Origin of the sequence: Taurinivorans muris (assembly GCF_025232395.1) — a bacterium.
GTDB classification, from domain to species: domain Bacteria; phylum Desulfobacterota; class Desulfovibrionia; order Desulfovibrionales; family Desulfovibrionaceae; genus Taurinivorans; species Taurinivorans muris.
On the sequence record NZ_CP065938.1, the window covers coordinates 1,736,118 to 1,749,578 of the forward strand.

The following is a 13,461-nucleotide window of genomic DNA, read 5'->3' on the forward strand; positions in this document are numbered from 1 at the left end:
AAAGAAAACCCTGCGTGTCCGATTTTTGCAAACAGGACGTGCACAGGGCTGTATTTTTTTGCAAGCTTGCTTATTTATTCAAGAAAGCGCGGTATGCGTCAGCGGTTAAAAGACCGTCGATATCGGCTTCGTTTTCAACTTTTAAGCGGACAATCCAAGCTTTTGTGTAGCAGTCTTCGTTCAAGGTTGCAGGAGCGTCTTCCAATGCGGTATTTGCGGCGATAACTTCGGCTTTTACAGGGGTGAAAAGTTTGTTTACGCTTTTAATGGATTCAACTTCACCGTAAGGAACGCCGGCATCGAATGTGTCGCCTGCGGAAGGAAGTTCAATGTAAACCACTTCGCCTAATTGGTCTTGAGCGAAGTCGCTGATACCGCAGAGATAGCTGTCACCGTCTTTTTTGATCCAAATGTGTTCATCGGTATAACGACGGTCGTCAGGCAATACGATTTTGTCTAAAGTTTTCATAGCGGGAAACTCCTCTTATAATTTTTTTGGGGTATTTATATGAAAAATAGCAATAAATACCATAAAATTCACAAGAAAACATTAGCACAGTAAAAAAACTTTGTCTAGCAAATGTCACTTCTTTTATGTTTATTTTATGATTGCAAGTTTTTTTAGTGTGTTACTGATATTTTCAATGCTGATAGGCTTTGCTATGTGGGCGTTCATGCCCGCATCCAAACTCTTTTGTACGTCTTCATGGAAAGCGTTTGCCGTCATGGCGATTATCGGAATTGTTTTCGCCTGCGCGTGATTTGAATGGCGTATGGCTTTTGTGGCTTGGTAGCCGTTTAAAACAGGCATTTGAACATCCATGAAAATAAAATCGATTTCATTTTTCTTGCTTTTCAGGAATTTATTCACGGCGATTTCACCGTTTTCGGCGGTAATGACCGTTGCTCCCATTTTTTCAAGGAATTTGGTGGCGACAAGGCTATTAATGGGGTGGTCTTCAACAAGCAGGATTGTTTTTTTGCTTAAATCGATAGTATGGAAGTTGATTGCCGCATGTCCTTCCGGTATTGTCTGCTGTTCCGCAATGGCATATTCCAAATGCAGGGTGAATGTTGTGCCTTTGCCTTTTTCGCTTTCGGCGCTGATTGTGCCGCCCTGCATTTCCACCAAGGCTTTCACGATGGCAAGTCCGAGCCCGGAACCTTCGATATGCTTGATTGTGTCGTTTTCTTCCCTTTGGAACGCTTCGAAAATTTTCGGCATTTGCTCTTTGGAAATACCGATTCCCGTATCTTGGATTTGGATTTTGAAATGGGCGGTTTTGGGATTGTTGGTTGCTTCCTGGAACACTTTGAAAATGATGGACCCGTGCATCGGGGTGAATTTTACGGCATTGCCGAGCAGATTGGTGAGTATGCGTTTAAAGTTGCTTATATCGCCGATAATGGCGTCGTTTTTAATGGAACTGAATTCAAATTTAAATTCCTGCTCTTTTTGCATGACAATACCTTTGAAGGTATTTGCAATTTCCTTACAGGCTTTTGAAAGAACAAAGGGTTCGTTGTTGAGGTTCGCTTTTCCGCTTTCCATGCGGTTGACATCAAGAATATCATTGATAATCGCAAGCAGGTTTTCGGAACTTGACTTGATGACGTCCAGACTTTCCTTGATTTGTTCCTTATTGTCAATGTCTTCAAGAGCGATATTCGCCATGCCGATGATTGCGTTCATGGGAGTTCTGATGTCATGGCTCATGGAAGCCAGAAACTGGCTTTTCGCTTTTATGGCGTCATTTGCCATTTGCAGCGATTTGTGGAGCATGGAGTCTTTTTCCTGTTCGACTTTGAAATTGTCCGTGATATCGATGCTTCTTTCGCAAAAGGTATGGGAATTTTCATCAAGCATGAAAAAGTGAGCCCGATTGTAGCGGATTTCGCCGCCGTTGGCGGCAGTGCGGTAAATGAAGCTGAATTCCCCCTCAAGCCTGAGGCGCTCCAAAATGTTTTGAGGTTTTACGGTTTCTATGTAAGTCGGGCGTTCCTCTTTGACCACCATTGAATTGGCGAATATCAGATAATCATAAAAGTAATTGCCGGAAAGGGCGATGTTTTGAAGGTTTTTTTGAACTTCGCTGCCGAAAGAATATACGTAATTGCCCGTTGCGTAGTTGATACGCAAAATGAAATCGTATCTGTGATTGGAAAGTTTGTTGCTGTAAGCCTTTTTAATGTGGCTGATTGTGATGTCTTCCATCGTGATTTTTGCAAAATTTTCCTGTGTTGACGGATTTTTCAGCAAAGTGATTTTGAGAGCGGTCCAAATGCTGTCGATGCCGCTTATTTTGAAAGGAAAAATGATTGCATCTTCGGCTTTTTGTTCGCCGTAAAATTTCAGGAGGTTTTTGCTGTCGGCACTTTTCAGAATAAGTTGTTTTTTATCTTCGTCAGGGCAAAGAGCGGCGATATTGTTTATCAATTCCTGCAAACTTAGGTTTTCATGGTTAAGGGATTCTATTGATGACACCATGCGGATAACTTTTTTCTCATTAAAGCTGTATATGCAGTTTAAAATGGTTGCTTCGTTTTTTGTGTCAAAAAGTTTAAATTCCTGTTTATAGGCTTCTTCAAGATTTTTTTGCTCTTGGATATTGTAAATCGTGCCGATGGCGGAAGAGGGGTTGCCTTTCTTGTCCGTTTTTATGGAAAATGAAATTTGGTGCCAAACATATTCGTCCGTGACAGGATCTTTTATCCGCAAATCTTCCCTGATCACGGCATCGCCCGTTTCGATTTTTCTGAAGATATTTTTGCATTTTTCTCTGTCGCCGGGGTGGATAAGTCTTGCCTTAAAAAGGCTTTCCGGAACATTGACAAAGGACGTGGTTTGAAAAAAGTTTGATTTCGGGTGGTTTTCAAGCGTCAATGTTTTTGCTGCGAAGTCGTAATTCCAAATGTAAAGTCCCGTCTGTTCCGTGGCGGCGGAAAAAAGTTTTTTCAATTCCTTAATTTCGTTGATGTTTTCGCATGTTCCGATAGCGAGCAGGGAATTATCGGCTTGTATGGCGCTGTAACGGATTTTTTGCCATTCCTCTTTGCCTTCCTTGTTATAAACTTGTATGTCGGCGGAAATTTCCGTTTCGCCATTTAAAAGGGCTTTGTGCAAATCAAGCAGTTTTTGCTGCGAACGGAGGGTGACATTGAAAAAACGGCAGAGCATTTCCGTAAAGTGCGTATAACGGATTTCTTCCTTGTTGTTGAAGAAATCAATATTGCCTTCGTCTTTGACAGGGTCGTATTCCCAGTAAAAAATGCCGCTGTGCTCCAAAGCTGTTTTGAGTTTCAGGAGTTTGAGCGGAATTTGGTTAAGAGAGTAAGGAATGCTTTTTTGAATTTTTGAAAGGTCGTTGTGTTTCAAAAGAAAGTTCAGGGAACGGAGGCGGAGATTTTTTACTTTATTGATAAGTTCATGGTTGTTTGAATTGTCGGTGCATTCAAAAGGGCATTCGCTGCAGGTTTCGGCATCGGAAGCGCTGCCTTGCTCTTGAAAGCCGTTATCGGAATAGGGAGGAAAATCGGAAGAATGCGCTTCGCCGCCGTCCGCTTCTTCGCCTGAGAAAAGAAATTTCACTTTTGAAGCGTTTTCCAAGGCTTTGGCGAGAAAATGCACGGAGCGTATTTTATTGCCGCCGATGACAAAATGAACTGTGACGGAAAGGCTGGCACGGGGAAAATCCGCTTCAATGAAAAGCGCGGACATGGCGGTGCTTTTAAAAAGGAACTGTTCGGAAACAAGTTCAGGCTGCTCCGGTTGTTTTTGATTTAAACCTGAAAAAATCTCGTTGAATTTATCGGAATCGGTTATTTGATAGGCTGTATCCTGCAATATGACAGTTAATGGGAAATCACAAAGCGAAAGGGCGAGTTCATAGTCTTTGCCAACAAATATGGCATGGAGAAACTGAGAGCCGAGAGAAGATAGTTCCGATGTTTTCATGGATAGTTAAATCTGTTGGTTAGAAACTTTTTTCTTGAAAATATTCAGTATTGGACACAATGTCAAGCAATGTATGCATCGGTTTTCGCAGATTTTTCCTATATATATATATATAGGGATAAGTAAGGGAAAATATTGTATTTTTTATTCTTGCGGAATGAAATTTTTATGAGGAATTTTTTTATGTTATTTTTGTATGATAAAGCCGATAGCGGAGCCTGCAAAAAAGCTGCGGTTTTGCGGATGTGCAAATTTTGTTGCGCATGCGGTCGGTTATTGTCTGCGCTTTTTATTTTTGAAAACAGAAAAAATTAAAATTTAATAAAAAAACTTGACAAGCGTTTGCCAAGTGTATATAAGAAATTTCTCAAGTGCGCTTGTGGCTCAGCTGGATAGAGCAACAGGCTACGAACCTGTAGGTCGGGCGTTCGAATCGCTCCAGGCGCGCCATAAATTTCAAGGACTTATGATATTCATAAGTCCTTTTTTTGTTCCTGCAAACGGATACGATTTGTTTGAACATGATTTTTTTTGCCGTTTTTTTGGGTCTTGTCTGTTTTTATATGAACTGTCAAGCAAAATGCGAATGCGGATGCTCAAACAAAATGGCAGAAGCATTGCGGAGATGCAGGCTGTTTGAAAGCCGGGAACGGGACAGACGGAACATTCTTTCGGAATTTGCAAATGGGCGGAATTATTCCTTGCCGTAGGAGCTGACGAGGAAGACGGAACCGAGCAGGGCGATACAGGCTATGACGTGGTAAAAGGTCAATTCTTCGCCAAGATACGCCGCGCCGAGGACAAGGGCGATGACAGGGTTCACATATTCATAGGAAAGGGCGACAGCGGGGCGCACATGGTATAACAGCCATAAATAGGTGGTATAGCCTACTATCGAGGTCATAAGGACGAGAAAAGAGAGAATGAGGAAGCCGTTGAAGTCAAAGAGGCTCAAATCCCAGCGTTCACCGATGAGAAAACCGAAACCGAGGCTTTCCAGCCCGCCGATGAACAGGATTAAGCCGGTTGATTGAAAAATGTACAGGCTGTTGCTTTGGCAGCAGATTTTTGAATAATGCCCGGAAAAGACCCATGCGAGCACAGCGCAGACTGCGAGCGCCAAACCGACGGGAGAAATATGTCCGTTGAATAAGGTGCTGATATTGATTGATAAAATTGCGGTCAGTCCGACGCCTAAGCCGATAAAGTGCTTGAGTTTCGGGCGTTTTCCGCCCCACAGGAGCCATTCGCCAAGTACCATGAGCAGGGGAATGGTGCCGCATAATAAGGCGGCAAGCCCTGATGTGATGGTTTCCTGCCCTTTCGCCAAAAGGGCTGAGCTGAAAAAGACCTGAAAAACAGCTAAAATTGTTGCATATTTAAAATCGTTTAAAGTTATCGTATAATATCCTTGAGTAAAAATACCCAATAAAAAAAGCAGTATGCCGGAAATTGTGGCGCGAACGCCCCCAAGCAGGACTCCCGGAACATAAGCAAGCCCCAGTTTGGTGAAAAAGAAAGACGTGCCCCATGCGATGTAAAGAAGAAGCAGGCAAAATAAAATGAAAAGAATGTTTTTGTTCTGTTTTGAAAGTGACATACCGCTGTTTCCTTTTTTTTAGGCTCTATCAAAATTGTATGAATTGTCAATAGGTTTCAAGGGGGCGACCCTATGTTTTTGAAAAGGGATGTTTGCATCATCCGTATGCTGTGAAAAGAAAAAAGGCTTTTTCCTGCGAAAAAGCCTTTCATTATTATAAATAACTTTGCAATTATTTATTTTGAGCCTGCAATTGTTCAATCAGCTGGCTGAGAACATGGGTTTGGTTGACCACTTCGTCAACGGCTTTGCGGGCTTCCTGCATGTTGTTTGTCGTTTCTTTCGCAATATTGTTGATACTGTCGACAGATTGAGTGATTTCCTCGCTGGTTGCTGACTGTTCTTCGGAAGCGGTCGCAATGGCGCGGACTTGGTCGGCTGTGGTGTCCGCAAGCTGGACGATACCGAGCAGCGCTTCGCCCGCTCCGCTTACCATTTCAGTAACTCTTTCAATCTTTTCCACGGCATCGACCACAAGACGGGTATTGTCGGCGGTTGATTTTTGAATTGCGGAGATCGCATTGCCCACATCGGTCGTGCTTGTCATGGTTTTTTCGGCAAGGTTTCTGACTTCGTCTGCAACAACGGCAAATCCGCGTCCCGCTTCCCCCGCCCTCGCGGCTTCGATAGCGGCGTTCAAAGCAAGGAGGTTTGTTTGGTCGGCAATATCGGAAATCACGTTCATGATTTCGTTAATCGCCTGCGCGTGTTCGGAAAGCACACCCATTTCCGTTTGCAGCTTCAGGGATTCCTCTTTTACTTCATGCATTGCTTTTACACATTCCTGCATGGATTCGGAGCCTGCGGAAGCTTCGGAACGCACGCTTGCCGCACTGTCGGAAGTCGTGCCGGCGTTTCTTGCGATTTCAAGAACGGTCGCGTTCATTTCTTCAAGAGCGGTCGCTGTCGTGGCTACGCGGTCCGCCTGGTCCTGCGCCCCGTTTTCGGAAAGTTCGATTTGGGCGGAAAGCTGTTCGGAAGCGGAAGAAGCGATGGTTGCGACCTGTTCCAGTTCTGCTGCGATGTTTTGCATGTTTTGGTGGGAATCCGCGATAACTTTGTTTTGACGCACGGTTTCCGTAATGTCCTGCCATACGCTGATAACGTCGGTAACATCGCCGTGAGCGTCAATAAGAGGCTGGGCAATGGTTGCAACGTTGATATGTTTGCCCTTATGGGTTTCGTATTCAAGGGTCAATCTGCCGGTTTGTTTGCTTGCGATGGCTTTGCAGGTCGCGGTGTTGAAGTTTTCCTGACGGTACATGAACGTTCCGGAAGTTTCGCCTATGCAGTCTTCCATTTTCTTCGTGATTTCAAGCAAGCCCATCATTTCCCTGTTGGCGTATTTGAGTTTGTTATTGGAACCGAACACGGCGATAGGAATAGGCATGGAGGAAAGCACGCTTTGAGAGAACTGCAGCGTTTCCTTCAGTTTTTCAATCATCATGATGATGTTGCGGTATACGCCGATATGTTCTTTTCCGTCGTTGATGTCATAATCGCCGTTTGTCACGCGGGTTGCTACGTCGGAAAGCTCTTGAGGGTCGGCGCCAAGTTGTTTGAGAACGCTTCTGCTGATATAAATGTTAAGAATAACGGCGATGACAAAAGCGGTTATGCCGATTGTGAAAATCTGCATGATGGCGGATGCTCTGGTCTTTTCAAATTTTTCATGGGAGATGGCGGAAAGTTCGCTGCCGATTTCTGTTAATTTCGCAAAATGTTCCGTTCCTTCGGTAATGGTTTTTTGCAGTTGGATATGCGCGTCGACAAGAGGCAGCGTGCTGGCTGCGTAACGGTTTGCATTTTCAAGCAAGTTGCCGTATATCGGGTTGTTATGATTGGTATCGCTCAGCGTTTTTATTTGGTTGAGGTATGCATGCACGCGGTTATATGAATCTTCGCTTTTGCTCATTTGGAAATTCGCGAGTGCTTGGCGAAGCTGCATGATAAGCGAATCCAATTCGGAAAGGCGCATGTAGCTGTCGGCGTTGCCGGTGGTATTGTATTGGTTCAGTGATTTTTCCATAAGGTCGGTGAGTTCTTTGTATATCTCATCGCCGATGACGGTAAGTGCGTCGTCAGTTTTACGGATGTAATCGAATTGATTGCCGATTTTTGAAAGAATTTTGGGCAATGCGTTTGTTTCTTCCGTTGTGGTGCTGAGTATGGCTTTTGTTTTCTCCATGGTGGCAAGCTTGCTCAGTTCGGCGACTACTGTGGTGCCGGCTACGAAATCTTTAATCGCATTGTTGATGATTTGGGTGTTGTTGGTCGCAACGGCAGTAAGAACTTCTGACTTGGCTTTCAACACAGTGGAAACATAGTTTTCTGCGAGACCTAAAAAGTTTTTTTCCCTAGTCAGGTCTTTGACTGCAAGCCATGACAAACCAGAAAGAATCATCATCAGGATTGTCAGGCAACTGAAAGAGAGTACTAGTTTGTTGGAAAGTTTCATAAAGCACATCCTTATTTTATAATAATGCCCTGTCGGAGCATATGTTACAGATTGGCAATATAAAATTAAAAAATTGCCGGAACGGTATTTTTAGCTACCATAATGAATTTAAGTTAATTGTCAATATTGCTTATCGGCATTATGGTTGGATTGAATAGGGGAATTTGCAAAAAAAAAGAGCTTTTTCATTTTTTGAAAAAGCTCTTTTATGGTTAGCGGGATGTCGGCTATTTGTTTTGACTTTGCAATTGCTCGATAAGCTGGCTCAATATATGGGTCTGGTTGACCATTTCATTCACAGCCTTACGGGCTTCCTGCATGTTGTTTGTCGTTTCTTTCGCAATATTGTTGATACTGTCGACAGATTGAGTGATTTCCTCGCTGGTTGCTGACTGTTCTTCGGAAGCGGTCGCAATGGCGCGGACTTGGTCGGCAGTGGTGTCCGCAAGCTGGACGATACCGAGCAGCGCTTCGCCCGCTCCGCTTACCATTTCAGTAACTCTTTCAATCTTTTCCACGGCGTCGACCACAAGACGGGTATTGTCGGCGGTTGATTTTTGAATTGCGGAGATCGCATTGCCCACATCGGTCGTGCTTGTCATGGTTTTTTCGGCAAGGTTTCTGACTTCGTCTGCAACAACGGCAAATCCGCGTCCCGCTTCCCCCGCCCTCGCGGCTTCGATAGCGGCGTTCAAAGCAAGGAGGTTTGTTTGGTCGGCAATATCGGAAATCACGTTCATGATTTCGTTAATCGCCTGCGCGTGTTCGGAAAGCACGCCCATTTCCGTTTGCAGTTTCAGGGATTCTTCTTTCACGTCAAGCATGGCTTTTACGCATTCCTGCATGGATTCGGAACCTGCGGAAGCTTCGGAACGCACGTTTGAAGCGCTGTCAGAAGTCGTGCCGGCGTTTCTTGCGATTTCAAGAACGGTCGCGTTCATTTCTTCAAGAGCGGTCGCTGTCGTGGCTACGCGGTCCGCCTGGTCCTGCGCCCCGTTTTCGGAAAGTTCGATTTGAGCGGAAAGCTGTTCGGAAGCGGAGGAAGTTATGCTTGCGACCTGTTCCAGTTCAACGGCGATGTTTTGCATGTTTTGGTAGGAATCCGCAATAACTTTGTTTTGGCGTACCGTTTCCGTAATGTCCTGCCATACGCTGATAACGTCGGTAACATCGCCGTGAGCGTCAATAAGAGGTTGGGCGATAGTCGCGACATTGATATGTTTGCCCTTATGGGTTTCATATTCAAGGTCCAGCTTGCCAGCTTCTTTCGTTGCGATGGCTTTGCAGGTCGCGGTGTTGAAGTTTTCCTGACGGTACATGAACGTTCCGGAAGTTTCGCCTATGCAGTCTTCCATTTTCTTCGTGATTTCAAGCAAGCCCATCATTTCCCTGTTGGCGTATTTGAGTTTGTTGTTGGAACCGAACACGGCGACAGGAATAGGCATGGAGGAAAGCACGTTTTGAGAGAATTGCAGGGTTTCCTTCAGTTTTTCAACCATGTTGATAATATTGCTGTAAACGCCGATATGCGCTTTGCCGTCGTTGATGTCGTAATCGCCGTTTGTTACGCGTTCAGCCAGAACGGAAAGGTCGCTCGGGTCTGCTCCCAGTTGTTTCATCACATTTTTGCTGAGGAAAACAGCTAAGGCGACACCGAGTAATACGGAAAATGCGGCGGCGATTAAAAGCTGTCTTTTGATTTCACCTTCAACTCTTATGAATGCCGCAAGGGCGATATCGGTAATGGCGGAACCTTCGGATAAGTTGTAAGCGCTAAGTTCCATGCCTTTCGCAAGGGACGCGTTGAGTTCCTTGTTTATTTCAAACAAAGGAGTTGCCGTTTCAATGTAGGAGTCCATGCTGCCGATAATGGGAGCGAAGAGCGGGTTCTTTTTTAAAGGCGCCGTTTTCTCTTGCGCTTCTTTTACGCGTTGTTTTACAACAGCAAGGTTTTCATCGGAATAGGAGATTAAAAAGTTTGCGACGGCAAGACGGATATTGGTGAAACTTTCGCCGATAAGTTTGCAGGAAAGCAAATTTTCCGCATTTCCGGTGAGTTCATAGTGTTGCTGTTCTTTTTCCGCAATATTTGCCAAATCGTCTTGGAGCTTGTAGCCGATTTTCGTAATGGCGGCATCCGTGGCATAAAATTGTTTGAAAAGGTGTAAAATGTTGTCAATAAGAGGCACGTATTCTTTTGAAGTTTTTTGAATATTGTGGAGATGTTCCTTGGTGATTTCCTGTCTGACAATGCTGAGCAGGTCTTCGGAATTGTCGAGCGCGGCTTGCAGGTGTGTTTTCACTTCGTTGAAAAGTTCGGCATTGTTTGCCGCGACAGCCGCTCCTGCCGCTTTATCCGCTTTTAAAATGGATGAGATAATGTTTTCTGAGTCGGCAAGAACCCGTTTTTGCCTGTCGAACGTAGCTGTCGCCTTCCATGAAAGGACCGTGATAAGCATGATAAGCAGGATAGTCGTGCTGAATGCTAAAAGGAGTTTCGTAGTTAATTTCATTTGCTACCTCTTTTATTTGCCCCTTGAGCAAAAGAATGTATTTTATGCTCCTAAGAGCATTTTCTTTAGTATATGTGATTTTTATTTGTTTGTGTAGTTGATTTTCGCAAAATAAAATTTTCAATATGGGTGCGGAGGAAAAAAGAGAAGAGAGGAAGAAGTGTGGAGAACGTGAATTTGTCTATACGGAAAGAATGGAAATCCGGCACATGAAGTGGGATATTGTTTTATTGAACATACTGCTGATACTATGTTTTTCCTGTTGTCTGAAGTTTTTTTTGAAAGGCTTTCTTGTTCGGAAAGCCTTTCTTTTTTGATGTTCGCTATGTTTTTTTATCATACTTTCAGCTTCATTGAGCGGCTTAAGTACTATTGGTTTTATGGTTGTCTTATGGGGGAATAAGGGTTTTTGGCTTATGAAAACCCTTATTCCTGTTTATTTATTATTCAGCTTTGTTCTGAGCCTGCAGCTGTTCGATCAGCTGGCTGAGAACATGGGTTTGGTTGACCACTTCGTCAACGGCTTTGCGGGCTTCCTGCATGTTATTCGCGTTTTCTTTAGCGATATTGTTGATACTGTCGACAGATTGAGTGATTTCCTCGCTGGTTGCTGACTGTTCTTCGGAAGCGGTCGCAATGGCGCGGACTTGGTCGGCTGTGGTGTCCGCAAGCTGGACGATGCCGAGCAGCGCTTCGCCCGCTCCGCTTACCATTTCAGTAACTCTTTCAATCTTTTCCACGGCGTCGACCACAAGACGGGTATTGTCGGCGGTTGATTTTTGAATTGCGGAGATCGCATTGCCCACATCGGTCGTGCTTGTCATGGTTTTTTCGGCAAGGTTTCTGACTTCGTCTGCAACAACGGCAAATCCGCGTCCCGCTTCCCCTGCCCTCGCGGCTTCGATAGCGGCGTTCAAAGCAAGGAGGTTTGTTTGGTCGGCAATATCGGAAATCACGTTCATGATTTCGTTAATCGCCTGCGCGTGTTCGGAAAGCACGCCCATTTCCGTTTGCAGCTTCAGGGATTCCTCTTTTACTTCATGCATTGCTTTTACGCATTCCTGCATGGATTCGGAGCCTGCGGAAGCTTCGGAACGCACGTTTGAAGCGCTGTCGGAAGTCGTGCCGGCGTTTCTTGCGATTTCAAGAACGGTCGCGTTCATTTCTTCAAGAGCGGTCGCTGTCGTGGCTACGCGGTCCGCCTGGTCCTGCGCCCCGTTTTCGGAAAGTTCGATTTGGGCGGAAAGCTGTTCGGAAGCGGAAGAAGCGATGGTTGCGACCTGTTCCAGTTCAACGGCGATATTTTGCATGTTTTGGTGGGAATCCGCAATAATTTTGTTTTGACGCACGGTTTCCGTAATGTCCTGCCATATGCTGATAACGTCGGTAACATCGCCGTGAGCGTCAATAAGAGGCTGGGCAATGGTTGCAACGTTGATATGGTTGCCCTTATGGGTTTCGTATTCAAGGGTCAATCTGCCGGTTTGTTTGCTTGCGATGGCTTTGCAGGTCGCGGTGTTGAAGTTTTCCTGACGGTACATGAACGTTCCGGAAGTTTCGCCTATGCAGTCTTCCATTTTCTTCGTGATTTCAAGCAAGCCCATCATTTCCCTGTTGGCGTATTTGAGTTTGTTGTTGGAACCGAACACGGCGACAGGAATAGGCATGGAGGAAAGCACGTTTTGAGAGAACTGCAATGTTTCCTTCAGTTTTTCAACCATCATGATGATGTTGCGGTGTACGCCGATATGTTCTTTTCCGTCGTTGATGTCATAATCGCCTTTGGTTACGCGTTCAGCCAGAACGGAAAGTTCTCCCGGATCCGTGCCGAGCTGTTTCATGATGTTTCTGCTGATGAGAATTGTTAAGAGTATGCCGAGCAATATGGCGACAATGCTTGCGATAACAAGCTGCGTTCTCACCGTTGCGCTGACATCGTTGAATAATTTTGTGGAAAGGTTGGCGACAGCGGTGGATTCCTGCAGCGCGTACTGCACGCCTTTATTGGATTGTTCCCTCAAATCTTGGATTTTCGCGCCGGTTTCAAGAAGAGGTTTCACTTGGTCGAGATATGTTTTGATATCCGAAATGGTTTCCGCAAAAATAGGATTGTTTTTAACGTTGTCCTGGTTGAAAAGCTTGTTGGCGTTATCGATTAAGGTATTTGCGTTTTTATAGGTCTCATCGTCTTCAACGAATAAAAATGCCATGAGGGAATAGCGGATGTTTGCGGCGATAAGAGCGATGTCGCTTGCGATCTTATATTCTTCCGCATCGCCTGTCAGTTCGTATTTTCTTTGCGTTTCAACGGCGATTTCATCCAATGTGTTTTGCACTTTGTTGCCTAATTTTCTCACTTCTTCATACGTTGCATTAAAATCTTTGAAGAGGGTTTCGATTTGATTGAGTATCGGTGCGTAATTGCCGATATTGTCGAAAATATTGTTAAGGTGGTCTTTGTTTTCCTGGCTTGTGACAATACCTAACAATTTACCGGCACTTTGTTTTCCGTCTTCAAGAACTTTATACGCTTCCGCAATGGGTTCCGGGTCGTAATCGATAATGGCTTTCGCAACATGACTTTCTGTTTTCATAACATCGGTAATGATGGTTTCGGCAAGAAGAAGAACTTCTTTCTGTCTGTCATACTTTGCGGTAGCGTACCAAGAGAGGCAGGAAATTGCTGCGATTAAGACAATGGTCGCGCCAAATGCCAAAAGCAGTTTTGTTGAAAGTTTCATAGCTACATCCTTTTGTTTTTTTTGCTCGTGGGAGCAGGGTTTATGTATAGACTTAATTTCGGCAGCAAAATTAAATAGTTTAGTAAAATCAGTAAAAAAAATTTAACTTTTTTTAATAAAAATATCTTGTGGTTAAACTTTTTTTAAGGTAGTGTCACCGAGTGATAGTGGCAATAGCGCGCCCTTTTGGTTTT

General features: G+C 44.5%; 6 protein-coding genes and 1 tRNA gene. 1 reads left to right on the forward strand and 6 read right to left on the reverse strand.

Annotated elements, in window-relative coordinates:
- Window positions 1-70: 70 nt before the first annotated feature.
- Window positions 71-469: a glycine cleavage system protein GcvH gene (gene gcvH / locus JBF11_RS08165; protein ID WP_334314988.1), complete on the reverse strand. Its 399-nt coding sequence runs from the start codon at window positions 467-469 to the stop codon at window positions 71-73.
- A 129-nt stretch (window positions 470-598) separates the two neighbouring features.
- Window positions 599-3,955 carry an ATP-binding protein gene (locus tag JBF11_RS08170; RefSeq protein WP_334314989.1) on the reverse strand — a complete coding sequence of 1,119 codons (3,357 nt, stop codon included), beginning with the start codon at window positions 3,953-3,955 and terminating at the stop codon, window positions 599-601.
- Between the two features lie 373 nt (window positions 3,956-4,328).
- Here JBF11_RS08170 and JBF11_RS08175 point away from each other — a divergent pair.
- Window positions 4,329-4,405 (forward strand) — tRNA-Arg (locus JBF11_RS08175).
- A gap of 244 nt (window positions 4,406-4,649) precedes the next feature.
- Here JBF11_RS08175 and JBF11_RS08180 read toward each other — a convergent pair.
- The 4 genes from JBF11_RS08180 to JBF11_RS08195 all read right to left on the reverse strand — a co-directional run bounded on the left by JBF11_RS08180 (window position 4,650) and on the right by JBF11_RS08195 (window position 13,267).
- Window positions 4,650-5,555 carry an EamA family transporter gene (locus tag JBF11_RS08180; protein ID WP_334314990.1) on the reverse strand — a complete coding sequence of 302 codons (906 nt, stop codon included), beginning with the start codon at window positions 5,553-5,555 and terminating at the stop codon, window positions 4,650-4,652.
- A 172-nt stretch (window positions 5,556-5,727) separates the two neighbouring features.
- Window positions 5,728-7,962, reverse strand: a complete 2,235-nt coding sequence (locus JBF11_RS08185) for a methyl-accepting chemotaxis protein (RefSeq protein WP_334314991.1) — start codon at window positions 7,960-7,962, stop codon at window positions 5,728-5,730.
- A gap of 278 nt (window positions 7,963-8,240) precedes the next feature.
- Window positions 8,241-10,526 (reverse strand): methyl-accepting chemotaxis protein, encoded by a 2,286-nt coding sequence (locus JBF11_RS08190; protein WP_334314992.1) that lies wholly within the window; start codon window positions 10,524-10,526, stop codon window positions 8,241-8,243.
- Window positions 10,527-10,969: 443 nt separating this feature from the next.
- Complete coding sequence (locus JBF11_RS08195; protein WP_334314993.1) at window positions 10,970-13,267, reverse strand: methyl-accepting chemotaxis protein; 2,298 nt, start codon at window positions 13,265-13,267, stop codon at window positions 10,970-10,972.
- Window positions 13,268-13,461: the final 194 nt, after the last annotated feature.

What these genes read in the sequence shown, in the direction of transcription:
- gcvH (WP_334314988.1), bottom strand. Translation starts at nt 469, where the DNA reads ATGAAAACTTTAGACAAAATCGTATTGCCTGACGACCGTCGTTATACC.
- JBF11_RS08170 (WP_334314989.1), bottom strand. Translation starts at nt 3,955, where the DNA reads ATGAAAACATCGGAACTATCTTCTCTCGGCTCTCAGTTTCTCCATGCC.
- JBF11_RS08180 (WP_334314990.1), bottom strand. Translation starts at nt 5,555, where the DNA reads ATGTCACTTTCAAAACAGAACAAAAACATTCTTTTCATTTTATTTTGC.
- JBF11_RS08185 (WP_334314991.1), bottom strand. Translation starts at nt 7,962, where the DNA reads ATGATGATTCTTTCTGGTTTGTCATGGCTTGCAGTCAAAGACCTGACT.
- JBF11_RS08190 (WP_334314992.1), bottom strand. Translation starts at nt 10,526, where the DNA reads ATGAAATTAACTACGAAACTCCTTTTAGCATTCAGCACGACTATCCTG.
- JBF11_RS08195 (WP_334314993.1), bottom strand. Translation starts at nt 13,267, where the DNA reads ATGAAACTTTCAACAAAACTGCTTTTGGCATTTGGCGCGACCATTGTC.